22 protein-coding genes are annotated in these 24,058 nt (G+C 72.3%); 13 read left to right on the top strand and 9 right to left on the bottom strand.

Features of this window, described 5'->3' with window-relative positions; all coding sequences use genetic code 11:
- Positions 1–94: 94 nt before the first annotated feature.
- Positions 95–982, bottom strand: a complete 888-nt coding sequence (locus OG599_RS17810; protein WP_327176960.1) for an SIS domain-containing protein — start codon at positions 980–982, stop codon at positions 95–97.
- Positions 983–1,297: 315 nt separating this feature from the next.
- On the opposite strand from OG599_RS17810, the gene OG599_RS17805 reads away from it, so the two are divergent.
- The 9 genes from OG599_RS17805 to OG599_RS17765 all read left to right on the top strand — a co-directional run bounded on the left by OG599_RS17805 (position 1,298) and on the right by OG599_RS17765 (position 9,508).
- A complete protein-coding gene (locus OG599_RS17805; protein ID WP_327176959.1) occupies positions 1,298–2,098 on the top strand; it encodes a DeoR/GlpR family DNA-binding transcription regulator in 801 nt (266 codons plus the stop codon).
- A 634-nt stretch (positions 2,099–2,732) separates the two neighbouring features.
- Positions 2,733–3,962: an ATP-binding protein gene (locus OG599_RS17800; protein ID WP_327176958.1), complete on the top strand. Its 1,230-nt coding sequence runs from the start codon at positions 2,733–2,735 to the stop codon at positions 3,960–3,962.
- Complete coding sequence (locus OG599_RS17795; RefSeq protein ID WP_327176957.1) at positions 3,959–4,363, top strand: roadblock/LC7 domain-containing protein; 405 nt, start codon at positions 3,959–3,961, stop codon at positions 4,361–4,363. Before OG599_RS17800 ends, OG599_RS17795 begins: the two co-directional genes overlap by 4 nt.
- The gene (locus OG599_RS17790) at positions 4,360–4,734 is read left to right on the top strand and encodes a DUF742 domain-containing protein (RefSeq protein ID WP_327176956.1); all 375 of its coding nucleotides are present in this window, start codon (positions 4,360–4,362) and stop codon (positions 4,732–4,734) included. Before OG599_RS17795 ends, OG599_RS17790 begins: the two co-directional genes overlap by 4 nt.
- The gene (locus OG599_RS17785; protein ID WP_327176955.1) at positions 4,709–5,299 is read left to right on the top strand and encodes a GTP-binding protein; all 591 of its coding nucleotides are present in this window, start codon (positions 4,709–4,711) and stop codon (positions 5,297–5,299) included. Before OG599_RS17790 ends, OG599_RS17785 begins: the two co-directional genes overlap by 26 nt.
- Before the next feature lie 61 nt (positions 5,300–5,360).
- Positions 5,361–6,749 (top strand): cytochrome P450, encoded by a 1,389-nt coding sequence (locus OG599_RS17780; RefSeq protein ID WP_327176954.1) that lies wholly within the window; start codon positions 5,361–5,363, stop codon positions 6,747–6,749.
- Positions 6,750–6,993: 244 nt separating this feature from the next.
- Positions 6,994–8,133 (top strand): cytochrome P450, encoded by a 1,140-nt coding sequence (locus OG599_RS17775; protein ID WP_327180077.1) that lies wholly within the window; start codon positions 6,994–6,996, stop codon positions 8,131–8,133.
- A gap of 4 nt (positions 8,134–8,137) precedes the next feature.
- The gene (locus OG599_RS17770; protein WP_327176953.1) at positions 8,138–8,953 is read left to right on the top strand and encodes an enoyl-CoA hydratase/isomerase family protein; all 816 of its coding nucleotides are present in this window, start codon (positions 8,138–8,140) and stop codon (positions 8,951–8,953) included.
- Positions 8,954–9,130: 177 nt separating this feature from the next.
- Positions 9,131–9,508: a VOC family protein gene (locus tag OG599_RS17765; RefSeq protein ID WP_327176952.1), complete on the top strand. Its 378-nt coding sequence runs from the start codon at positions 9,131–9,133 to the stop codon at positions 9,506–9,508.
- Between the two features lie 31 nt (positions 9,509–9,539).
- Here the strand turns inward: OG599_RS17765 and OG599_RS17760 are convergent, their stop codons facing one another.
- The 3 genes from OG599_RS17760 to OG599_RS17750 form a co-directional block, all read right to left on the bottom strand.
- Positions 9,540–10,343, bottom strand: coding sequence for a peptidoglycan recognition protein family protein (locus OG599_RS17760; protein ID WP_327176951.1), 804 nt, complete (start codon positions 10,341–10,343; stop codon positions 9,540–9,542).
- Positions 10,344–10,517: 174 nt separating this feature from the next.
- A complete protein-coding gene (locus OG599_RS17755) occupies positions 10,518–11,744 on the bottom strand; it encodes a cation:proton antiporter (protein WP_327176950.1) in 1,227 nt (408 codons plus the stop codon).
- A 128-nt stretch (positions 11,745–11,872) separates the two neighbouring features.
- Complete coding sequence (locus OG599_RS17750) at positions 11,873–13,387, bottom strand: alpha/beta hydrolase (RefSeq protein ID WP_327176949.1); 1,515 nt, start codon at positions 13,385–13,387, stop codon at positions 11,873–11,875.
- Positions 13,388–13,664: 277 nt separating this feature from the next.
- Here OG599_RS17750 and OG599_RS17745 point away from each other — a divergent pair, with 277 nt between their 5' ends.
- Entirely contained in the window at positions 13,665–15,950 is a 2,286-nt protein-coding gene (locus OG599_RS17745; protein ID WP_327176948.1) for an MMPL family transporter, read from the top strand.
- A 75-nt stretch (positions 15,951–16,025) separates the two neighbouring features.
- Here the strand turns inward: OG599_RS17745 and OG599_RS17740 are convergent, their stop codons facing one another.
- The 3 genes from OG599_RS17740 to OG599_RS17730 all read right to left on the bottom strand — a co-directional run bounded on the left by OG599_RS17740 (position 16,026) and on the right by OG599_RS17730 (position 18,757).
- Positions 16,026–17,612: a DEAD/DEAH box helicase gene (locus OG599_RS17740; RefSeq protein WP_327176947.1), complete on the bottom strand. Its 1,587-nt coding sequence runs from the start codon at positions 17,610–17,612 to the stop codon at positions 16,026–16,028.
- 281 nt (positions 17,613–17,893) lie between these two features.
- Complete coding sequence (locus tag OG599_RS17735; protein ID WP_266706811.1) at positions 17,894–18,097, bottom strand: cold-shock protein; 204 nt, start codon at positions 18,095–18,097, stop codon at positions 17,894–17,896.
- Between the two features lie 279 nt (positions 18,098–18,376).
- On the bottom strand, positions 18,377–18,757 hold the full coding sequence (locus OG599_RS17730) for a MerR family transcriptional regulator (protein ID WP_327176946.1): 381 nt from the start codon (positions 18,755–18,757) through the stop codon (positions 18,377–18,379).
- Between the two features lie 599 nt (positions 18,758–19,356).
- Between OG599_RS17730 and OG599_RS17725 the strand changes: the two genes are divergently transcribed.
- The gene (locus tag OG599_RS17725) at positions 19,357–19,737 is read left to right on the top strand and encodes a hypothetical protein (RefSeq protein WP_327176945.1); all 381 of its coding nucleotides are present in this window, start codon (positions 19,357–19,359) and stop codon (positions 19,735–19,737) included.
- Positions 19,738–19,826: 89 nt separating this feature from the next.
- Positions 19,827–20,681 (top strand): GNAT family N-acetyltransferase, encoded by an 855-nt coding sequence (locus tag OG599_RS17720; RefSeq protein WP_327176944.1) that lies wholly within the window; start codon positions 19,827–19,829, stop codon positions 20,679–20,681.
- Positions 20,682–20,700: 19 nt separating this feature from the next.
- Here the strand turns inward: OG599_RS17720 and OG599_RS17715 are convergent, their stop codons facing one another.
- Complete coding sequence (locus tag OG599_RS17715; RefSeq protein WP_327180076.1) at positions 20,701–22,422, bottom strand: SpoIIE family protein phosphatase; 1,722 nt, start codon at positions 22,420–22,422, stop codon at positions 20,701–20,703.
- A 258-nt stretch (positions 22,423–22,680) separates the two neighbouring features.
- Positions 22,681–23,400 carry an alpha/beta hydrolase gene (locus tag OG599_RS17710; RefSeq protein WP_327176943.1) on the bottom strand — a complete coding sequence of 240 codons (720 nt, stop codon included), beginning with the start codon at positions 23,398–23,400 and terminating at the stop codon, positions 22,681–22,683.
- Positions 23,401–23,557: 157 nt separating this feature from the next.
- On the opposite strand from OG599_RS17710, the gene OG599_RS17705 reads away from it, so the two are divergent.
- On the top strand, positions 23,558–24,043 hold the full coding sequence (locus tag OG599_RS17705; RefSeq protein ID WP_327176942.1) for a peroxiredoxin: 486 nt from the start codon (positions 23,558–23,560) through the stop codon (positions 24,041–24,043).
- Positions 24,044–24,058: the final 15 nt, after the last annotated feature.

The following is a 24,058-nucleotide window of genomic DNA, read 5'->3' as shown; positions in this document are numbered from 1 at the left end:
GCCAGGCAGAGCAGTGGGCACGCCAGGCGGAGGAGCGGCGGACCGGGCGCCGGACCGGAGCGGCGGCGGACCGGGGCGGAGCGGCCGGCGCCGGTTACGCGCCTTCCCGGAGGACCACCGAGCGCGTCAGATGGCGCGGCCGGTCGGGGTCGAGGCCGGAGGTGGTCGCGCGGGCGACGGCGAGCCGCTGGACGCGGATCAGGTCGGCCAGCGGGTCCAGGCCGCCCTCCACCCACCGGGCTCCGGTGGCGCGCAGTTGCTCGGCGAGACCGGCGGGGGCGGGCCCGAACATCCAGGTCGCCGTGGTGTCCGTGGCGATGCTGATCGGACCGTGGCGGTACTCCATCGCCGGGTAGGACTCGGTCCAGGCCAGCGAGGCTTCCTTCATCTTCAGCGCGGCCTCGTTGGCGAGGCCCACCGTCCAGCCCCGGCCGAGGAAGGAGAGCTGGGTGGCCTCGATCAGGCCCTCGGGCAGCGGCTCCGAGAGAGCCGTTTCGGCATCGGTCACCACGGTGTCGGTGTGCAGCCCCAGGTGGGCGCGGAAGAGGGTGAGCGCGGTGGTGGCGAACCGCGTCTGCACCACGGACTCCTCGTCCGCGAAGGCGAGTTCGACGAGGTCGTCGGAGACCGCCCGCACCTCGGCGCTGGGCACGGCCGTCACGACGACGGTACGGGTGGTGCCGTGCAGCCGGCCGAGCAGTTTCAGCACCTCGGTGGTGGTGCCGGAACGGGTGAGGGCGACGACCCGGTCGTAGCGGCGTGAGAAGGGGAACTCGGAGGCGGCGAAGGCGTCCGTCTCGCCGAGTCCGCTGCTCTCACGCAGCGCGGCGTAGGCCTGCGCCATGTAGTAGGAGGTGCCGCAGCCCACGACGGCGATGCGTTCGCCGTGGGTGGGGAGGGCCTTGGCCTGCGTGGACGCCAGCTCGGCGGCGCGGCGCCAGCAGGCGGGCTGACTGGCGATCTCTGCTTCGACGAAGGTCACGGAGTGCGCTCCTGACTGGGGAAACCGAGGGAGGAACCGAACGGAGGAACCGAAGGGCGGAACCGAGGGCAGCACATTCGCTCGCATGCTCGTTCCTGCACGTTAGCGGCTCCAATCGAGCATTTTCAAGCATGTGCACCCCCACTTCTTTCATCGTTCGATCATTTCCGCTGCTCGTGTCAGGCTTGCGCCTGTCCGGTTTTCCCCCTGCGGGCCACCCCGGAGCCCCGCACGCCACACCCCGTACGTCAGACCCCGCACGCCACACCCCGCACGCCACACCCCGCACGCCACACACATCCGAGGAGAGCGCCTGTGTCCAGGGACGCCCGGTGGAACGCCCTGCTGGAACTGCTCGCCGCGCACGGCCGGGTGGAGGTGGAAGAGGCCGCGACGACCCTGGAGGTGTCGGCCGCGACCATCCGCCGGGATCTGGACCAGCTCGCCGAGCAGCAGATGCTCACCCGGACCCGGGGCGGCGCGGTCGCGCACGGGGTCTCGTACGAACTCCCGTTGCGGTACAAGACGGCGCGCCACGCCTCGGAGAAGCAGCGCATCGGCCGCGCCGTGGCCGACCTGGTTCCGGCGGGCGGCGTGGTGGGTCTGACCGGCGGCACGACGGTCACCGAGGTCGCGCGCGGCCTCTCGGTACGTACGGACATCGGCGGCGACAGCGCGGCAGGCAGCAGCGCCCCGCCCGCGCTGACCGTGGTGACCAACGCCCTGAACATCGCGAACGAGCTGGTGATCCGGCCGCAGATCAAGACGGTGGTGACCGGCGGAGTCGCCCGCCCCCAGTCGTACGAGCTCACCGGGCCGCTGGCGAGCGGGGTGTTGCAGGAGATCACGCTCGACATCGCCGTACTGGGCGTCAACGCGATCGACGTCCGGGAGGGCGCGTACGTCCACCACGAGGGCGAGGCCGCCGTCAACCGGCTGCTGGCCGAGCGCGCTCAGCGGGTGATCGTGGCGGCCGACTCCTCGAAGATCGGCCGCCGGGCCTTCGCCCGGGTCTGCGAACTGCGCCGGATCGACGTGCTGGTGACCGACACCGCCATCGGCGACGAGGCGGCGGCCGGGTTCCGCGAAGCGGGCGTGACCGTCATCGCGGTCTGAAGCTCATCCGGCCGCACCCGGCCGCCCCGAGCCCCGAGCCCCGAGCCCCGAGCCCCGAGCCCCGAGCCCCGAGCACACGCGAGCACGCGCGAGCACGCGCGAGCATCCCGACACCCCCGCCCCACCCCGCCCCCGCAAAGCGGCCCGCCGTGTCCCCCCACGACCCCCACCGCATCCCCGCACGATCCCCACACCCGCCACCACCTCCGCGCGTCGCTCCCCGGACGACCACGCACGCCACCGAACGGCCATCTCACGCGCCCCGCGCCGAAATCGCGCCGACGCCCGCGCGCCATGGACACACGTGTCACCAACGCACCGTCGGCCACCACGAACGGACATCCCCCCGCACTCCGCCCGCATATGACGGTGGATCATAAATGCGCATATTCGGTCGAGACCACGCAACTAGCGTTCACCAATTCACACTTACATATGCCAGCTGTGTAAGATCAACTGACTTCCAGTGGGCTGATGGCGTATGGGGGGCGTCCCGCAAGGGGTGACAACCTCGGCCCCGACTTCGGAGGGGCATTCCCTGCATGGCGCAGTCCAGGGCTCGTTGAGCCAGGGAATGCGGCAGGCACGGGGACGTCAAGCCGTATCCGTAGCCATGGCACTTGAAGTGAGTCTCATGACATTTCCACAGGACGCTGTCCTCTGGGCACTGATGGTCGTAGCACTGGTCGCCGTTGGCGCCGTGCTGCGGGCTCGTAAAACCAATATCAGACTGCGCAGGCAGACCAACGAGCTCAGAACCGAGCGCGAGGGCCTGTGGCGGCAGCGCGACGAGTGGCAGGCCGCACAGACCGGCCTCCTGCACCGGCACGCCGCTGAGCTGGCCGATGTCCGCAAGGACGCCGAGGAGGAGACCAAGGCCGTCCTCAAGGCGGCCGTGCGTACCCTCCAGGGCCTCGCCGACCAGCAGCAGGTCGTCATCGAGAAGGCTCAGACGAAGTACGGCGACGATCCGCAGATCCTCGCCGACCTCATGGCGATCGACCACACCAACAGCCAGTTCGGCCGCCGGGCACAGGGCATCGCCGTGCTCTGCGGCGGCTGGCTCGGCCGCCGCGAGACCGTCGCCTCCGTCTTCGACGTGGCCCGCAGCGCCCAGGGCCGTATCCGGCACTTCGACCGGGTCCGGATCAACGGGCAGGTGAACTTCTCGGTGGTCAGCAAGGCCGTCGAGCCGGTCGCCGTGGTCCTCGCCGAGCTGATGGCCAACGCCACCAACTACTCCGCCCCGGGCACCCCGGTCGAGATCAACATCCAGGCCGTGCCCTCGGGCGTCTGCCTCATCGTGGACGACGCCGGTCTCGGCATGGGCCAGGAGGAGAAGGACCGCGCGGGCTCCCTGCTCGACCCCCGCGCGGAGATCAACGTCTCCAGCCTGGGCATCCCCCCTCAGTTCGGGTTCGCCGTCTCCGGCCTGCTGGCCGCCCGCTACGGGTTCAAGGTTTCGGTGGACTCCGTATCCCCCTACGGAGGTGTACGCGCGGTGGTTCTGCTCCCCGACGAGCTGCTGACCGGCGACGTGCCGCCGATCCCCGTGCCGGTCACCCGGGAGACCTCGGCTCCGTCCGTGCCGTCGCTCCCGACGCGTACGGCTCCGACCGCCCCGACCCCGCTGTTCCCCGACGCCGCACGGCAGGAGCCCTTCGCGCCCACCGCGCCGCCGGCCACCACCGCCGGCGGTCTGCCCAAGCGCCGCCGTCAGAGCCCGGTCTCCGTCCTGCCCACGGCGGCGGCCGAACCGGCTCCGGTCCGCAGCAACCACGAGACGGCCTCCCGGCTCGGCGCGTTCCAGCGAGGCACGCGGTCCGGACGTGACACGACGATGGAAGGAACCGAGAACCAGTGAATCCCGACCTGTCGTGGGTACTCGACGACGTGCTCCAAGTACCCGGCGCCCGACACGCCATCCTCGTGTCCGCCGACGGCCTGCTGCTGGCCAGTTCGGCCGACATCGGCCGTGACGACGCCGAGACGGTCGCCGCCGCCATGAGCTCGATGCAGTCGCTGAGCCGGGCCGTCGCCCCCTTCATCGGCACCCGCGCGCCCGGACAGTGGCGGCAGACGCTGCTGGAGTACGAGGACGGCTGGATCTTCCTCATAGCCGCCGGAAGCGGCGCCTATCTGGCGGCCGCGGCGGCCGCCGACGTGGACATGGAAGCCATGTCGTTCCGCATGCAGCAACAGGTCGGAGCGGTCGGGAAGGCGATGAGCACACCTCCTCGCCAGACGGCGGGAAGCGACGCATGACGGCCCGGGGCGAGGAAGAGGCCGTCTCCAGCGGATTCGTCCGCTCGTACGTCATCACCGGCGGGCGCGGTCTGCCCGACGCGGATGCACTCTCCCTCGTCACGCTCGTCACCATCGCCCCGGACCGGGAGATGCCCGCGCAGGCGGGCCCCGAGGTCCGGGCGATCTGGGAGCTCTGCTCCGGCGGTTACCTCTCGGTCGCGGAGGTGGCCGGCCACCTCCAGCAGCCCGTAGGGGTGGCCCGGTTGCTGCTCCAGGATTTAGCGGAACAGGGCCACCTGATCCGGCGCAAGGCCCCGCCCGCCGCCCAACTCGTCGACCGGAAGATCCTCGAAGAGGTGTTGCATGGACTCCACGTCCGTTTCGGCTGAGAACATCTATGTGCCGGACGCGGTCCAGCGCGCGGCGAAGATCCTCGTCGTCGGACATTTCGCCGTGGGCAAGACCACGCTCATCGGCACGCTCTCCGAGATCACTCCGCTGCGCACCGAGGAGCGGATGACGCAGGCCGCCGCCCACCTGGACGACCTGCGGAGCGCTCCCGGCAAGGAGACGACGACGGTCGCGCTGGACTTCGGCCGTCTGACGCTCAGCGACGAACTGGTGCTGTACCTGTTCGGCACCCCGGGCCAGCAGCGGTTCGTGCAGCTCTGGGAGGACATGGCGCGCGGGTCGCTCGGCGCTCTGCTGCTGATCGACCCGGGCCGACTCGCCGACACCTTCCCGGTGATCGACCTGGTCGAGCGGTACGGCCTGGAGTACGCGGTCGCCGTGAACAGCTTCGACCCCGCGACGCAGCACAGCGAGGACGAGCTCCGCGAGGCGCTCGACCTGCTGCCGGACACTCCGGTGATCCACTGCGACGCGCGTGACCAGAAGTCGTCCGCGCAGGCCCTGATCACGCTGGTGCAGCACCTGCTCGCCCGCGTCGCCTGACCCCCTTAGAGCCCCACCACCACGGGCCGGTTCCGGCCCGCCTTCACACCGAGGAAGAGACATGGACCCGTCGCCGGGAGCCAACCCGCACGGCGCCCCCTCCGGGTGCCCGATGCACCAGGGGCGACAGACGTCGCTCTACGGCCCTGAGTTCGCGGCCGATCCGCATCGCGTGTACGAGGCGCTGCGCGCACACGGAGCCGCGGCACCGATCGAGCTGGCTCCCGGCGTGGACGCCACCCTGGTGGTCCAGCACGAGGCGGCGCTCCGGGTCCTCCAGAACCCGTCGCTCTTCGCGCGGGACTCCCGGCGGTGGACCGCTCTGCGCGAGGGGCAGGTCCCGCTCGACAGCCCGGTGCTGCCGATGATGGCGTACCGGCCCAACTGCCTTTTCACGGACGGCACCGAGCACCTGCGGCTGCGCAAGGCGGTCACCGAGAGCCTCGCCCGGCTGAACCCCAGCCGGCTGCGGCGGGACGTGGAGCGCATCGGGGACTACCTGGTCGACCAGTTCATCGAGCGGGGCAGCGCCGACCTCCTCGGCGACTACGCGAAGCTGCTGCCGCTGCTGCTCTTCAACCAGCTCTTCGGCTGCCCGGGCGACATTGGTGACCGGCTGACCCGCGACATGTCCGCCATCTTCGACGGCGAGGACGTGCTGAACGCCAACGCCCGCCTGACGGAATGCCTGATGGAGCTCGTCTCCCTCAAGCGGCGGCAACCCGGCGAGGACATCACCTCCTGGCTCATCCAGCACCCGGCCGGGCTCAGCGACGAGGAACTCAAGGACCAGCTCGTCGTGCTGATGGGCGCGGGCGTCGAGCCGGAGCGCAACCTGATCGCCAACGCGCTGCTCGCCATGCTGGCGGGCGACACGGACCGGGGCGGCCGCCGGGGCGGCGGTCTCCTCGTGGAGGACGCCATCGACGGGGTGCTCTGGAACAACCCGCCGATCGCGAACTACGCGACGCACTACCCCGTCCAGGACGTCGACCTGAACGGCATGATCCTGAAGGCGGGTTCGCCCGTACTGATCAGCTTCGCCGCCGCCAACAGCGACCCGGACCTCAGCGCCGCCCGCGAGACCATGGCGAAGGGCGCCCATCTCGCCTGGGGCGCCGGCCCGCACGCGTGCCCGGCGAAGTCCCCGGCCCAGTTGATCGCCCTCACCGCCATCGAGAAGGTGCTCAACTCCGTACCGGACATCGCTCTCGCGGTGCACCCGTCGGCCGTCGAGTGGCGGCCGGGGCCGTTCCACCGCGCGCTGGTGTCCCTGCCGGTGGTCTTCACCCCCACGGCGGCCCGTCACGGTGTGACGCATCATCAGCACACCGCTGCCACCAGGGTCTCGTCGGACACCGCCCAGGTGACGCCCCGTCACCACGCGGCCGACACGCCGAAGAAGAACAAGGGCTGGTGGAGCTCTTTCCTCGACGTCTTCCGCGTATGAATTGACCATTCCTGAGGCATATGCCTGTGACATGGCCAACAAAGATCGGCGCATGAGCGGGACGTGCCCGAGGGTAGGTTCTGGGCGGTAACCGGCCGCCCAGGACAAGGAACTCTCCGTGAGCGCGAAAAGTGGCATACCCAAGCCCGTCGTCGACCGTCGGGCACTGGTCACCCTTCTGCGCGCTCTCAAATCACCGGCCGGGCAGGCGAACCCCTTTCCCCTGCTCGCCGAATTGCGGGGCATGGGTGACGTGGTCCCCGCTCCCTGGGGCGGGTACTTCGTCACCGGCTTCGATTCCGCGAACCAGGTACTCCGGGGGCGCGGCTGGCTGGCGCCCGACTTCGCCTGGCAGGAACGCCAGGAGGACGCCGGACGCTGGGGCGCCGTCGCCACCCAGGAGATGACCAAGACCCTCGCGCGTCTCAACGCCCCGGAACACACCTGCCAGCGGCGCAGTCTCGGCAACCTCTTCGACCGTACGACGATCGAGCGGCTCACCCCGCAGGTCGAGGAGCACGTCCGGGGGCTGCTCGACGGCCTCGCCGGGGCGCTCGACGGCGGCGGCGAGGCCGACTTCGTCTCCCTGGTGAGCGATCGGCTCCCCATCTCCACCATCGGCGGCTGGCTCGGCATCCCCGCCGAGGACCACGACCACATCCTGGAGATCACCCACAACCAGGTGCACGCACAGGAGTTGCTGCCGAACCGCAGCGAGCTGGCCGTCTCCGCCGACGCCACCGCGCACCTGCGGAAGTACTTCACCCAGCTGGTGCAGGAGCGTCGCGAGCGGCCCAGCCACGATGTCCTCACCGGCTGGATCCACACCTGGGACGCGATGGAACCGGACCGGGAGACGGCCGACGAGATCCTCTACCGGCTCACCATGTTCGTCACCATCGCCTCCCTGGAGACCACCGCCACCCTGCTCTCCTCCGTCGTGGCCCTGCTGGCCGGCGACCCCGAGCGCTGGGCGACGCTGCGCGCGCGTCCCGAGCTGGTCGACGACGCGCTGGAGGAGGTCCTCCGCTACGACCCGCCGATCGCCATCAACACCCGGGTCGCCGCCGAGGAGACCGAACTCGCGGGCGTCACCGTCCCGAAGGACGCCATGGTGCATGTCATGTACGGGTCAGCCAATCACGACCCGCGCCGCAACGAGGACCCGCTCACCTTCGACATCGGGCGCCGGGGCAACCACCTCACCTTCGGCGGCGGCGTCCACTACTGCCTCGGCGCGGCCCTCGCCCGGCTGGAAGCCCGCTCCCTCCTCGTCCAGCTCCTCGACCGCTTCCCGGACATCCGGGTCTCCACCCCCGCCACGTACGCCTCCCGGATGGTCTTCCGACGCGTGACCTCTCTCGGCGTGACGACACGAATGTGACGACATGAAACTCCCGCTCTCCGAATTCCTCTCGCCCTACGGCCGCCGCACCGGCACCATACGCACGCTGCGCGAAGGCCCCGTACTCCGCGTCGAACTGGACCGCCCCGCCGAGGGCAACACGGTCACCGAAGGGATGCTCGACGACCTGCTGACCGTCCTCGCCGTACCGGACCCGGAGGTGCGCGTCCTCGTCCTGAGCGGCGCCGGAACCGACTTCAGCCTGGGCGGCGACCGCAACGAGTTCGCGGACTGGCTCGACGAGGACCCCACCGGGAGCGGCATCCGCATCGCCGGCGACAAGGCCCGCCGCGTCTGCGAGGCCCTCACCGGCTGCCCCGCGGTCACCGTCGCCCGCGTCCAGGGCAAGGTCATCGGCGCCGGCCTCGCGCTCGCCCTCGCCTGCGACCTGCGCGTGGGCGCCGACACCACCACCTTCCGCCTCCCCGAACTCGCCCTCGGCCTGCCCACCGCCTGGGGCGGCGTACTCCCCCGCCTGATCAACGAGATCGGCGCCGCCCGCGCCCGCGAACTGATCCTCACCGGCCGCGTCTTCGACGCCCAGGAGGCGTACGAACTCTCCGTCCTCCAGAAGGTCTCGCCCGAGTCCGAACTCGACCGGGCGGTCGCCGAATGGACCAAACCGATCGTCCGCCGTCCCGAGTCCGCCCTCCGCGTGACCAAGGCCCTCTTCGCCTCCTACGCGGCCCCGACCCGCCTGGCCGACCCGTCCCTCCTGGACGCCGAACTCATGGCCTCGGTCGCCGCCGCCCACCACTACGCCCGCGGCAACGGTTCGCGGGAGGCGCGGGCGCGGTAGCGGACGTCACCGACACCACCTTCCCCAAGGGCCGGGTGGGCGTGCGCGCCCTGGCCGACCAGGACTGCACCAACCTCCCGTCACCCGCGACGAAGCTCCCCACGGTCCACCCCGTCCGAGGCCCCGCACGTAACAATCCCCTGCGCACCGGCCCCCTCCCGTGATCGGCTGGGTCCCATGACTTCTGCGATACGCCACATCACCGTCGACTGCGCCGATCCGCACACGCTCGCGAGTTTCTGGGCCGCCGCCCTGGGCGGCAAGCTCGCCGAGGACGACTTTCCGGGGGACCCCGAGGCTTCGGTCACGGCGGGCGCGCACGCGTTGCTGTTCGTCGCGGTCGAGGACCGGAAGTCGGTCAAGAACCGGCTGCACCTCGACCTCCAGCCCCAGGACCGCACCCGGGACGAGGAGGTGGCCCGGTTGGTGGGTCTCGGGGCCACGTTGTACGAGGACCACCGGAAGCCGGGCGGTGCCGGGTGGGTGACGTTGCACGATCCGGAGGGCAACGAGCTGTGCGTCGAGCGCAGCGCGCAGGAGCGGGCGAAGGGCTGAGGCACCCACCGACGGGCCGCCGCCCCGCCCCTCACCGCCGCGCAGGCTGCTTCCGTGCCGCCTGGGCCTTCGCCGGGAGGAGGTCCGCGCTGCCGCTGACGGCCTTGCGGAGGGCGGCGGTCTTCTCGCGGATTTCGGGGAGCTTGGCGTACAGCGCCTCGCCGGGGCAGTCGGTGCCGTAGCTGTCGCGGTGGCCCGAAATGACCTGCAGGTCGGCGTGGTTGCCCTTGGGGTAGAGGCTTTCGCTGTTGGTGGAGGTCAGGATGACGTCGCCGCGCGGGTCGGTGCCGGGGCGCAGCTTCCACGCGGCGATGCGCTCGATGGCGTCCAGCATGGGCTGCGGTACGGGGGTGTTCGGGTCGGTGAAGGTGCCGAGGGCGGCTATGCCGACGGTGTCGGCGTTGAAGCCTTTGGTGTGGGCGCCGCGCACCGGGCGGGTGACTCCGCCGGCGCGGCCTTCGTAGATGGTGCCGCAGCGGTCGACGACGAAGTTGTAGCCGATGTCGTCCCAGCCCTCGTCGTTGACGTGGTCGGCCTGGACGGCCTTCATCATCTCGGGGGCGTCGGCGCAGTCGTACCGGTTGCCGTTGTTCGTGTGGTGGATGAAGACGGCCCGGGCGGCCCCGGTGTACTGCGCCTTCTCCTTCACGATCTTCTCGTCGGCGTGCCATTGGGCGCGGCTGACGATCGGGGGTGCGGCGGGCACCCGAATGCGCTCCGGGGCGACGGCGGCGGCGCGCTCCGGAGGGGGAGCATGCGCGGCGGGGCCGTCCTGGAGTATCAGGAAGGCCAGGGTCAGGAGTACGGCTCCTGCGGCCAATCGGCGGGACCACATGGGTCCACCCTGCGTCGCCGCGCCGGACTTCGCAGGAGAGCGGGGCATCCGGGTGAAGTCGGCCCGACCCCGATGACCTGCGAGGTTGTACGGGACACGGGTCGGACGAGGCCCCCGGGCCCCGCCCGGCCCCGCCCCCTCGAACCTCCCGGCCCCGCCCCCTCACCGGGCCCCTCACCACGCCTCCCCGCCCCGCTCCGCCCGGGCGCCCCCGGCCCCCGCGTCCGGGCCCTCCTTCCGCTCCAGCAGCCACGGCGCCAGCAGCGGGAACACCAGGACGGAGACCATGGCCGCGCCGACCAGCGCCGCGCCCTCCCCCGTACCGATCACCTTCTCGTCGAGGCCGATCGTGGTGATGGCGACGACGAGGGGCAGGCAGGTGGCCGCGTACAGGGCGAGCGCACCGCGCTCCGGGCGCGAGGACAGGTCGGGAGGTGCGAACGCGAAGACGGGGCCGCCGCGCACCACCAGGAAGAGGAGCAGGAAGACGGGGAGGAGGGCCAGGGGGCGTCCGCCGTCGAGGAGGGCCCGGAGGTCGAAGTCGATCCCGGTGACGACGTAGAAGAACGGCACGAGGAATCCGAAGCCGATGGCTTCGACCTTGGAGAGGATCGTCCCGCTGCTCTCCGGCACCGAGCCCCGGAGGATGATCCGGGTCAGCATGCCCCCGGCGAACGCGCCGAGGAGAGTGTCCAGGCCGAAGAGTTCGGAGAGGCCGAGCATCGCGGCGAGCAGCAGCATCACGTAGCGCACCGCGAATTGGGAGCTGCTGTGCAGGGTTGTGGCGACGAGACGGCCGAACCAGGCCGGCCGGGGCCTGGACGCCCACCAGACGGCGCCGGCCGTCACCACCGCGAACACGGCCAGCACCACGCTCGCCGCTCCGGGGCTGCGCCCGCTGAAGAGCAGGGCCATCGCGATGATCGGGCCGAACTCGCCGACCGCGCAGAACCCGGTGACCACCGTCCCGAACCGGCCTTCCAGCCGCCCCGAGTCGCGCAGGATCGGCAGGACGGCGCCGAGCGCGGTGCTGGTGAGGGCGGTGCCGATGACCAGGCTCCGGGCGAGGTCACCGCCGTTGAGCGCCAGGGAGATGCCGAGCCCGAGGACGAGCGAGACCACCCAGGCACCGCCCGCCCGCCGCAGCACCGGGCCGCCGACGTCCGCGAACCGGATCTCGTACCCGGCGAGGAAGATCAGCATCGACAGGCCCAGGTCGGAGAGGGCGTCGATCACCTGGTCGTGGTGGGCCCAGTCGAGGACGTCCGGGCCGATCAGGATGCCCAGCAGGATCTCGAAGATCACCACGGGTACGGAGAGCAGCCGCGAGACGGAGGCGGCGAGCAGCGGCGCAAGGGCGGCCATGGCCATGATCAGGATGAGGGTGCCGGGGTTGTCCACCGTTCGCATCCTGCAAGAGCCCGCCGCCCGGGCGGGGGACGGACACGCCCCGGTATGTCCGCCCCCCACCCACGAGGGACGGACACGCCCCGGCGGCCCGTCCCCGTCCACGGGAGCCGGTGGAAGCCTCAGTCCGCGCAGTACGCGTCCCGCGCCGGCCGCCGGCCGGTGGTGAGGAAGGTGTTCACGGTCCGGTCGCCGCAGGCGTTGCCGTTGCCGAGGTACATCCCGTGGCCGCCGTGCCCGACGGTGACGAGGCGGGCCTTCGCGCCGAGTGCCGCGCGCATCTTCAGGGCGCCGCTGTACGGGGTGGCGGGGTCGCGGAGGCTCTGGATCATCAGGATGTCCGAGGGGCCGTCGGCGGTGAGCGTGGCCGGCTCGCGGGCCGGCTGGTTCCGCCAGAACGAGCAGGGGGTGATGTTGGCGGGCATCCCGGCGGTCAGCGGGTACCGCTCCCGGTCGGCGGCGACCTCCTCGCGGTACGCGCCGGTGCCGGCGGGCCACGTCACGTCGTTGCAGATCACCGCGACCATCAGCGCCGCGTCCTGGTCCGGCAGCGGGTGGACCAGCTCCGGCGGCAGTACCGGCACGGCCTGCGGGTCCTGCACGGACCGCACCAGCGCGGCGAACCCGGCGAACGCGCTGTCGGAGTACAGGGCGTTCTGGAGCTCCTGGCGCAGGCCGTTCCCGGTGAGCGGGGCGCCCGGCACGCTCGACTCCCGGGGGGCCCGGTCGAGGCGCGCGGCGAGGTCCAGGAGCAGCGGTCCGACGTCCTCGGGGCGCTCGGCGAGCCGCAGTCCGTCCGTCTCGCGGGCCGGGTCGGAGGCCCAGGCGGCGAAGTCGGGGAAGCGGTCGGCGGCGCCGCGCGCCATGTTCGCCAGCCAGCCGCGCTCGACGCGCGCCGGGTCGGGGTCGCCGCTGCTGTCGAGCACCAGCCGGTCGACCCGGCCGGGGTACGCCTGCGCGTACTGGGCCCCGATGTAGGTCCCGTACGAGACGCCCCACGCCGAGATCTTCCGTTCGCCGAGGGCCTGCCGGAACCGGTCGAGATCGCGGACCTGGTTGGCGCTGGTGAAGCTGCGGAGCACCTCGCCGCCGTTGCGCGCGCAGGCTTCGGCGGTACGCCGGGAGCGGGCGATGTTCTCGTCGATCGAGCCGTCGGCGGCGGGCCAGGACCGCAGGGCGGTGAGCATGCGGTCCTCCTCGGCGAGCCCGCAGCCGGCCTTCGTGGAGCCGCCGACCCCGCGCGGGTCGAGGGAGACCAGGTCGTAGCGGCCCTCCGTCGAATCCCGCAGCGCCGCGCCCTTCTGCGTCAGCCGCTGGACGCCCGAGCTGCCGGGCCCGCCGGGGATCACCACCAGCGTGCCGCGCCGGGCGCCGGGCCGGCCGGTGCGCAGCCGGGAGACGGCCAGGGTGAGGGTGGCACCGTCCGGGCGGGCGTAGTCCAGCGGTACGGGGAGGTCCGCGCACTCCTGTCCGGCGAGCCCGCCGGTGCAGGGCCGCCACTCCAGGGCGGGGGCGGCGGTGCGCGCGGGCCGGGCGGGGGCGGCCTGGGCCACCGGGGTGACGGCGCAGGTCAGGGTCGCCGCGACGGCGGTGGCGGAGAGTGCGGCCAGCAGGGCGTTGTTCCGGTAAGTAGCCATGGCAGAAGGGTGGTTGACCAAGCGCCGCGCACCCATCCGGCAGCCGGGAGGCCCGGGGTGGGGACAGCCCCCGCCGGGTCTCCCCACCCCGCACCTGCGCCCGGCCCCCCGGCCCCCGCCGTCACCCGTTCCCCCCGCCCCCGCGTGCCGCCCCGTCCCGGCACGCTTTGAATGAAGCGCCATGCAGCGCCGTGCAGCTGGAGCGCCACGGAGCCATGCAGCGCCGTGGAGCCATGGCGCGCCACGGAGCGCCATCGGGAGGCCATCGGGAGGTCCCATGCCGTCGTCACCGGCCGCGAAGTCCGTCCCGCCGCCGCGCCGCGAGGGCGGTGCGCAGCGCCCCGCCGGCGGCCTGCGCCGCCTCGGTGCGTGGTGCGCCCGGCACTTCGTCGTCGTGCTGGTGGTGTGGGTGGTGGCGACGGCGGGGCTCCAGGTGCTCGTCCACGCGTACGGCGGTGACTACTCCGACGACTTCTCGCTCCCCGGTACGCAGTCCCAGGACGGGCTGGACGTCCTCCAGGCGCACGCGCCCTCGGCCGGCGGGTACAGCAGCCAGATCGTCCTGCACGACGCGGACAAGCCCCTCACCGACCTCTCCGGCCAGGTCTCCTCGGCGGTCGGCAGCCTCCAGAAGCTGCCGGACGTGCTCTCCGTGCAGAACCCGCTGCCGCCGTCCGGCACCCGGCCGACCCCGCCGCCCACCGGGACACCGGACACCGGGCCGCTCTCCTCGGACGGGAAGACGGCGTACATCACGGTCCGTTTCAGCGTGCAGCCCTCCACGCTCGGATCGGACTACCTGCACGGGGTGGACCAGGCGGTGCGGCCGCTGCGTTCGGCGGGGGCACAGGTGGAGTACGGGGGTCCGCTCGGCGAGCTGGCGCGCCCCGAGGCCGACGACCGCACCAGCGAGGCGATCGGGTTCGGCGTGGCGGTCCTCGTCCTCCTGATCGGCTTCGGCAGCCTGCTGGCGGCGCTCCTCCCGCTGGTCACGGCGTTGTTCTGCGCGGTGTGCGGGCTGGCGCTGCTGGGACTGCCGGCGGCCGTGTGGACGTTCGCCACCGTCTCCCCGACGCTCGCCACGATGATCGGCATCGGCGTCGGCATCGACTACGCGCTCTTCCTGGTGACCCGGCACCGGCAGAACCTCATGGACGGCCAGGATCCGGCCACCGCCGCCGGGAACGCCGCCGCGACCAGCGGGCGGGCGGTGCTGCTCTCCGGCTGCACGGTGATCATCGCGCTCTCCGGGCTCTGGGTGTCCGGCATCGGCTTCATCGGGAAGCTGGGGCTCGCGGCGGCGGTCACCGTGGTCACCGCGGTGACCGGCGCGCTGACCCTCGTACCCGCCCTGCTCGGGCTGATCGGCCGGCACATCGACCGGGTCCGGGTGCGCAGGCCGATCGCCGAGACGGACGCGGCGCCGGGCGAGAGCGTCCACGGCGGCCGGCACCGGTACGCGGAGCGGGTGGAGCGGCGGCCCTGGTGGTTCCTGGTGGGCGGGGTGGTGGTGCTGGCGGTGCTCGCCTTCCCGCTGTTCTTCATCCAGTTGGGACACATCGGCGACGGCGCCGACCCGGAGTCGTTCACCGACCGGCGGGCGTACGACCTGATGTCGTCCGCCTTCGGTCCCGGCTCCAACGGCCCGCTGACGCTGGTGATCGACCAGAGCGACGTGCCGCAGGCGGACCGGGCGGCGCTCTCCTCGCAGGCGCAGCAGGCCCTCGCCGGGGTGACCGACGCCACGACGGTCACGCAGCTCACCGCCACCTCGGACGGGGACGTGCTGACCGCGACCGCGTACTCCGTCGCCGCCCCGCAGGACGAGCGGACCACCGCCCTGACCAACGACCTCACGGACACCGTCCTGCCGAAGGCCGTGGCGGGGTACGAGGCGCAGACGTACGTCACCGGCACCACCGCCGCCCAGGTCGACTTCCTGGACATCGTCGCCGGCCGCCTGCCGCTGATCATCCTGGTCGTCGTCGGGCTGGCGTTCCTGGTGATCCTGGTGGTGTTCCGGGGGCTGCTCGTCGCCGTGAAGGCGGCGGCCCTCAACGTGCTCTCGATCGCCGCCTCGTACGGGGTGGTGGTCGCCGTCTTCCAGTGGGGGTGGGGCGGTCCGGCGCTCGGCGTGTCGGGGAAGGTGCCGGTCGAGAGCTACGTCCCGATGATGATGTTCGCGATCGTCTTCGGGCTGAGCATGGATTACGAGATCTTCCTGCTCTCCCGCATCCACGAGGCCTGGCTGCGCACCGGGGACCCCCGGGGCAGCGTGGCGCACGCGCTGGAGATCACCGCCCGGGTCATCACCTGCGCGGCGCTGATCATGGTGAGCGTCTTCGCGGCGTTCCTGATCAGCGACAACATCGTGGTGAAGATGCTGGGCCTGGGCCTCGCCGCCAGCGTGCTCATCGACGCGACGGTCGTACGGCTGCTGCTGGTGCCCGCCGTGATGACTCTGCTGGGCCGGGCCGCCTGGTGGACGCCCCGGTGGCTGGACCGGCTGCTGCCGCACCTGGACGCGGAGGGTCCGGGCGCGGCCCCGGACCGCAAGACCTGACGGCGGTACGCACGACAGCGCCCCCGCCCACCGGTCGCGAAGGACCGGAGGACGGGGGCGTAGCCGTAGAGGAGATTACGCGGCGCGGTTGGCCCGGCGCACCGCGGCGGCGGCGCGCGCCTCGGGCGTCGGCAGATCGGTGCGGCGGCCCCGGCCGGCGCCGCCGCCGGAGCGGGCACCGGCGCCCGGACCCCGGCCGCGGCCCATGAAGGCACCGCCCCGGGACTTGGACTTCGGGCGCTCGGACGGCGGGCTGGTGATGGTGACCGGGACGCCGGACGGGGTCCGGGCACCGGTGATCCGGCTCAGCTCGGCCTCGCCGGACCGGACCTGGGCGATCTGCGGGGTGATGCCCGCGTCCTGCATCAGCCGGGTCATCTCGCGGCGCTGGTTGGGCAGCACCAGGGTGACGACGCTGCCGGACTCGCCGGCGCGCGCGGTGCGCCCGCCGCGGTGCAGGTAGTCCTTGTGGTCGCTCGGCGGGTCGACGTTCACCACGAGGTCGAGGTTGTCGACGTGGATGCCGCGCGCCGCGACGTTCGTGGCGACCAGCACCGTGACGTGCCCGGTCTTGAAGCGCTCCAGGGTGCGGGTGCGCTGCGGCTGCGACTTGCCGCCGTGCAGCGCGGCGGCCCGGACCCCGCTGGCCAGCAGGTGGTCGGTGAGCCGGTCCACGGCGTGCTTGGTGTCCAGGAACATGATCACGCGGCCTTCGCGGGCGGCGATCTCCGTGGTGGTGGCGTACTTGTCGGCACCCTGCACGTAGAGCACGTGGTGCTCCATCGTGGTGACGGCACCGGCGGCCGGGTCGACGGAGTGCACGACCGGGTCGTGCAGGTAGCGCCGGACCAGCAGGTCGACGTTCTTGTCGAGGGTGGCCGAGAAGAGCATCCGCTGCCCCTCCGGGTTCACCTGGTCGAGCAGCTCGGTGACCTGCGGCATGAAGCCCATGTCGGCCATCTGGTCGGCCTCGTCGAGCACCGTGATGGTGACCCGGTCCAGCTTGCAGTCGCCGCGCTCGATGAGGTCCTTGAGCCGCCCCGGCGTGGCGACGACGACCTCGGCACCGCCGCGCAGCGCGCTGGCCTGCCGGCCGATCGACATACCGCCGACGACGGTGGCGAGCCGCAGCTTCAGCGACCGGGCGTACGGGGTGAGCGCGTCGGTCACCTGCTGCGCCAGCTCACGGGTGGGCACGAGGACCAGGGCGAGCGGCCGGCGGGCGTCCGCGCGGCGGCCTTCCGTGCGGGCCAGCAGGGCGAGGCCGAAGGCCAGCGTCTTGCCGGAACCGGTGCGGCCGCGGCCGAGGACGTCGCGCCCGGCGAGCGAGTTGGGGAGGGTGGCCGCCTGGATCGGGAACGGCACGGTCACGCCCTCGGTGACGAGGGTCGCCTTCAGGGGTGCGGGCAGCTCCATCGCGTCGAAGGTCTCGACCGCCGGGAGGCCCGGGTTGATCGTGACGGGCAGGGCGAACTCGCTCTTGCCCGCGGGCCTGCGGCTGCCCTGGCCGCCGGAGCGGCGCGGTCCGCCGCCGGAGCCGCCGGGACGGCCCCCGCCGGAATACCTCGGGCCGCCGCCGAACCCGGAGCCTCCGGAGGACGAACCACCGGATCGGGTGCGGGAAAACCTGTCGTTCGAGCGGGGCGTGCGATCGCGGTTCATGCAGAACCTTTCCTCGATGGGCACGTATCGAGGGATTCTCTGTGAAGAGCGACGACCGAAAGGGCGCCCAGAATCGCAAGAACGAGCCGATGAACGGGACAAATACGGAAAACAGGAGAACCGGGAGCGGAACTCCTGTCGAAGAACAAGAAACGCCGGATGAACAGGCGAATAAGAAATCCGGCCCCCGGGGACATCATCCCGCACGGCCGGAAACGCCAACGAGCCGGGGCCCGCACCCCAAGGTGCGGGCCCCAGCTGCGTGGAACGTCTGCGCGAGATCAGGCAGGGGTGATGTTCTCGGCCTGCGGGCCCTTCTGGCCCTGGGTGATGTCGAAGTTCACCTTCTGGCCCTCCTGCAGCTCGCGGAAGCCCTGGGCGGCGATGTTCGAGTAGTGGGCGAAGACGTCAGCGCCGCCACCGTCCTGCTCGATGAAGCCGAAGCCCTTTTCCGAGTTGAACCACTTCACGGTTCCAGTAGCCATGTCAGTCTCCTTGGGGGCATAACCCGCGGACACGCACTGTGCGTATCCAACGTCGCCGTGATGATTACCCCGTCCGGGATGAATACCGGAAATACAAAACCGCACCCACCGATGTACGACCGGCAAGAGCGCGTGAAGTTCTTGGGAACCACAACTGCAACTTCAACAACCGTAGCACGATGCAAGCGAAAGAGGGCGGTACGTAATTACGTTCCGCCCGGGGCGGCATAAATTCTCACCGCACATTGCCCGTAAATCTGCTTCGGCGGCGGCAGATATTCAGGAGTGGCCGGCCTCCTCGGGGCCTGGGGGCCCGCCGGGCCCGTCCGAGCGCCGTCCGCCCCGGCCGGAGCGCAGCTCTTCGTTGAGGCGGAGAGCCTCTTCGAGCTGGTCCTCCAGGATCACGATCCGGCAGGCCGCCTCGACCGGCGTCCCGCTGTCCACCAGCTCCCGGGCACGGGCCGCGATGCGGAGCTGATAGCGGGAGTAGCGGCGGTGGCCGCCCTCGGACCGCAGGGGCGTGATCAGCCGGGCGTCTCCGAGCGCCCGCAGGAAGGCGGGTGTCGCGCCGATCATCTCGGCGGCCCTTCCCATCGTGTACGCGGGGTAGTCGTCGTCGTCCAGACGGTCGACGACGTGTGGTGTGGCTTCCGGGGGCATAGCACCTCTTCCGGGACCACCTGGGCGAGACCCGGGAGGGCGGCCTGTCCGCTCCCCGGGGACGCCTGCGGGTCCCAGAACACTTGTGTCCAGATCAGTCGGCTCTATCGTAGCCGCGACAGTTTTTCCCGTCTCGTGGAGCGAAGCTTTCTCCGCCGCCCGCGTGCCCTCTACACACACCCGTTGGGCCGCACGGGGTTACTCGCGCAACCACCCTCCTCGGGCCCCACCGCCCCGCCCGGCACATCGGACGACCGATCGGCCGGTCGAAGTGACCTGACCTACCGGTCAGTTGTCGCCAGGGGCGGGGCGGGGCCATAATGCACACGTAGCCCTTCACGCATCCCCCGTCGTGAAGGGCTACGTCATGTTCCGGCCCCGAACCCGGCCCCACGCAGGGCGACTTGACGACCGCCCCGGCGCGGCGGATCACCGCACGCCACAGCCCTGCGCACCCCTGCCACCGCGCCACGAGCGGGGCGCGGGCGGGCAGGGGGCGGGCTGCGTTTGCGGGCCGTCCGCAAGGCCGGTTACGTGGGACGGGTACGAGTCCGGGCCGCGCGCACGGGTCCGGACCGGTGCCACAGGAGGGACGCGAGATGTCCGGAAAGAGGTCCCACAAGGCCCTGAAGTCCGGGAAGCACGACACGGCCGGGAAGCACGACACGTCCCGGAAGCACGGGCGGCACGAGCGGTCCGGTGGCTTCGAGGAGCCCGGGAAGGCGGGGAAGACCGCGGAGACCCCGGAGTCCGGGGAGCCGGCCGCGTCGGGTCCGTCCAAGGTGCGCCTGCTGATCAAGGTCGGTACCGGCAGCCTCGCCGTGGTCCGCGCGGTGAAGCGGGTGCGCCGGACCACCGGAGGGGCCGACAAGCTGCTGGCCGCCGATTCCGTCGCGGGTCTGCTGCCGATGATCACCGCCGTCGCCATCGTGGTGCGGCAGCTGCGGCGTAAACAGTCGTCCGCGCACGCCACTCCTTAGGGCAGTTTCCGGCGCGCGTCGGGCCGATCGGGGCCGGAATCCCGCGAAACCGCCCCGGCGGGCCCGTCCGCCCGGGGTACGACTGGTCCGTGTCCACCTTCGAGATCACCACCGCGAGCGCCGACGACATGCCCACCCTGGCCGCCTGGGCCCACGAGGAGGGCTGGAACCCGGGCCTCGCCGACGAGGGCCCGTTCTTCACCGCGGACCCCTGCGGCTTCCTCATCGGCCGGCTCGACGGGGAGCCCGTCACCTCGGTGTCGGTCGTGCGCTACGGCACCGGCTACGCCTTCCTCGGCTTCTACCTCACCCGCCCCCACCTGCGCGGACAGGGCTACGGGCTGCGCACCTGGCGGGCCGGTACGGCACGCCTGAGCGGGCGCACCATCGGGCTCGACGGGGTACCCGACCAGCAGGCCAACTACCGCAGGTCCGGCTTCCGCACGGAGTGGAGCAACGCGCGGTACGAGGGGTTCCCGGCGACCGGGGCGCGGCTCCCGCCGGGTCTGGCGCTGATGGATGCCCGCTCGGTGCCGTTCGACCGGCTGACGGCGTACGACCGGCGGTTCTTCCCGGCGCCGCGCGACGCCTTCCTCGCGGCGTGGATCACCGCGCCGCGCCGCGCGGCGCTCGCGGTGGTGCGGGAGGAGGACGGTGCGGTGGAGGGGTTCGGGGTGGTGCGGGCCTGCCGGGCCGCCTCCCGGGTCGGCCCGCTGTACGCGGGTTCGCCGGACGTCGCGGCGGCGCTGCTCGGCGCCCTCGCGGCCACCGCGCCCGGGGTGCCGGTGGCGGTGGACGTGCCCGACATCAACCCGGTGGGGGTGCGGCTCGCGGAGCAGCTGGGGCTGAGGCCGGCGTTCGGGACGGCCCGGATGTACGCGGGGCCGGTACCGGAGTTCGACCGGGGCGGGGTCTACGGGCTCACCAGCCTGGAGCTGGGCTGAGCACCGGAGGACCGGCGGGTCAGGGCGGGCCGCCGCCACCCTGGAGCAGGCGGGGGCCCGAGGGCGGGCGGGGGCCGTCCATCAGGTAGTCGATGCCGACGTCCTCCCGGATGCGGGAGGCGAGCACGGCGATGTCGTCGTCGGCGCCCGCCCCGAACCGGTCCAGGACCTGGTCCAGCAGGTCTTCCAGGTCGCCGCTGGCCGGCATGGTCAGGGTGGCGAGCCGCCGTACGGAGACGTCGATGTCCTCGCCCCGGCGCTCCACGAGACCGTCGGTGTACATGAAGAGGACCGTTCCCGGGCGGCAGGGCACCTCCTGGGTGCGGTAGCCGCCGAAGCCCATGCCGAGCGGCGGGCCCGGCACCACGGGCACCACCAGGGAGCTCTGTTCGTCCGGGTCGATGAAGACGGGTGGCAGATGGCCCGCGCTCGCCACCTCGCACCGCCCGTTGTAGCGGTCGACGACGGCGAGCAGGCAGGTGGCCGCCCGGTCGACGCCGGAGCGCTGCACCATCGCGTCGAGCTGTTCGAGGATGCGGTGCGGGGGCAGGTCCTCCCCGGCGAGCATCCGCAGCAGCGAGCGGTAGTGGCTCATCGCGACGGCCGCCTCGACGCCGTGCCCCATGACGTCGCCGATGGCCTTGAGGTGGCGGCCGTCGCGCAGCGGTACGACGTCGAACCAGTCGCCGCCGACCACCGCGCTCCGGTCGGCGGGCAGATAGCGGGTGGCGACCTCCACGTGCGGGTGGGCGCCGCGGGGCTCGGAGAGCAGGGACGCCTGGAGCTCCCGGGCGATGGTGTGCTCGCGGGCGTAGCGGCGGGCGTGGTCGAGGTCGGTGGCGGCCCGGTTGGCGAGTTCGCCCGCGACGAGCACGTCCTCGTCGTCGAAGGCCGGTGACGTCTCCGAGCGGACCAGGCTCAGCACCCCGAGCGACACCCCCCGGGCGGCCAGCGGGACGACGAGGGCGGAGCGCAGTCCGGAGGCCCGGTAGGCGGCGACCAGTTCGGCGGTGGCTCCGGCGCGGCCGAACTCGCTGCCCTCGCCCAGGTCCCTGATGAGGGGCTGGTTGGTCGCCACGCACTGGGCGACGACCGCGTCCTCCTCGAAGTCGATGTACTCGCCCGCGTGGGTGAAGAGCGCCGCCCCCGCGCGGAACTCGGGGGCGGCGGCGAAGCCGGCACGCCGCATCCGGAGGATTCCCGCCGGCGCCCGGCGGACGGTGTGGCCGACCTCCGGCGGGAAGACCTCGACGGCCGCGAAGTCGGCGAGGGCCGGGACGGCGAACCCGGCGAGTTCCATGCAGGTGGTGTCCATGTCGAGGGTCGTGCCGATGTTGACGGCGGCGGTGGCGAGGAGGTTGAGGTACCTGCGGGCGCGTTCGAGCTGCCGTTCCTCGTTCTTGATCTCGCTCATCTCCAGCAGGATGACGGCGATCCCGACCGGCTCGCCGTTCTGCTCCAGCCGGTGGTACGCGGCCTGCCAGTAGCGCTCCTCGTGGCGGGAGATCCCCCAGGACTGGCCCTGGGTGACGGAGACGCGGGGCTTCCCGTCGCGGAGCACCAGCTGCATGACCTGGTCGCGCACGTCGAGCTGGGGCAGCACCTCGTGGACCGTGCGGCCGAGGTGGGCGGCGGCGGAGAGGCCGTTGAACCGTTCCAGGGCCGGGTTCACGTAGACGTACCGCAGGCGGGTGTCGAAGGCGGCGATCCCGGCGGGGGAGCCGTCGGCGAAGGCGGCCACGGCTTCCAGGTCGACGGGCGGGACGGGACCGCCGTCGGCCTCCGCGTCCGGAACGCCCGGCGGGACGGTCTCACCGGCCCCTGAAGCCGGACCGTCCGGGTCGGCCGGGGGCACGGGCGGCGGTTCCTCGTCGGGTCTGCCCTGCACCGGAACCTCCCGCCGTCGCCGCCGTCGTCGGCCCGCCCGCTCGCGCGTGACCTGCCGGAACCCCATCCTCTGCCGCGCCCGGGGGCCCCGCATCCGGGGGACGCGGGGCGCTCAGCGCGCGGGGAGCCCGTCGAAGTCCAGCGTTCCGGCCGTCGCCTCCGCGCTGACGGGGAGCCGCAGCACCGCCGCGACCGGCGCGGGCACCGGGCTCAGCCCGAGCAGGCCGGTGACGAGTTCGGTCGTGGTGCGGTGCCAGGCGGGGGCGCGGCGGATCATCGCGTGGTCGCTGCCGCGCACGGTGATCAGGCAGGTACGGGCTCCGGCGCGGCGGGCGCGGGTGACGAGCGACTGGGTCGCCTGCGGGCTGGTGACCCGGTCGCGGGTGCTGTGCAGCAGCACCACGTCACGGCCGGACAGCTGGGTGACCGGGTCGCCGGGCGGGCACCAGGGGGCGAGGCCGACGACCCCGCGGACCAGCGGGTGGCCTCCGGCGCGCAGGGCGGCGCGGGCGCCCATGGAGTGGCCCAGCAGGATCACCGGCACGTCCCCGGCCTCGTCCTGGAGCACGTCGAGGGCGTGCACCGCGTCGTGGAAGGCGTCGTCGCGCTCGCCGTTCCACCCCCGGTGGCCGTACCGCACGCCGCGTACGAGTACGGGGCCCACCGCTCCGTCGGTCCGGTGTTCGCCGGTCGTCGCCCGGACGAGGGACCGGATGAACGGCCACATCCGGAGGCCGGGCAGGTTGAGCAGACCGGGCGGGGGCGGTCCTGTCCCCTGTGCCCGGCCGCCGTGCAGGACGAGGACCGCCGCCGATGGCATCTGCGGAGTCACGCACACCTCCTGGGTCGTGGACCGGGTCTGGACCGGTTCGTGGAACGGTTCGCCCTTACGAGGAGCATGCTCGTGCGGAACACCTGGGCACATTCTCGTAGGAACGTCTTCGCGGCGGGCACCTCGCCGGGAACATTCCCCGAACGAAGGAGACATCATGGCATCAGGCCCTCAGATCGGCGCCCCCGCACCGGAGTTCACCCTCCCCGGCGGGGCGCTCGTGGGTGAGGAGTTCGTACGGCGCGACTACGTCCGGGCCCACGCGCCGGGGCGCGCGCTGATCCTGGCCTTCTACCCCGGTGACAACACGACCGTCTGCACCCGGCAGCTCTGCTCGTACTCCTCGGGCCTTGAGGTCTTCGAAGGGCTCGGGGCGGACGTCTGGGGAATCAGTCCACAGGGTGTGGACAGTCACGAGAACTTCGCCCGGGTCCGGGGGCTGCGGATGCCGCTGCTCGTCGACGCGGACCGCGCGGTGGCCCGGCAGTACGGCGTCGCCGCCCCCGGGATCGGGGTGCGCCGCTCGGTGTTCCTCATCGGGCCGGACGGCGTACTGCGGTGGAAGCACGTGGCGTTGGTCGGCGCGACCTTCCAGTCCGTCGACACCCTGGCCGCGCAGCTCGCCGAGATCGCCCCCGTCTGACCGCCCGCCGGTCCT

Origin of the sequence: Streptomyces sp. NBC_01335 (assembly GCF_035953295.1) — a bacterium.
Classification (GTDB): domain Bacteria; phylum Actinomycetota; class Actinomycetes; order Streptomycetales; family Streptomycetaceae; genus Streptomyces.
Note: the sequence above shows the minus strand (reverse complement) of the source record. Positions and strands in the feature narration are given on the sequence as shown.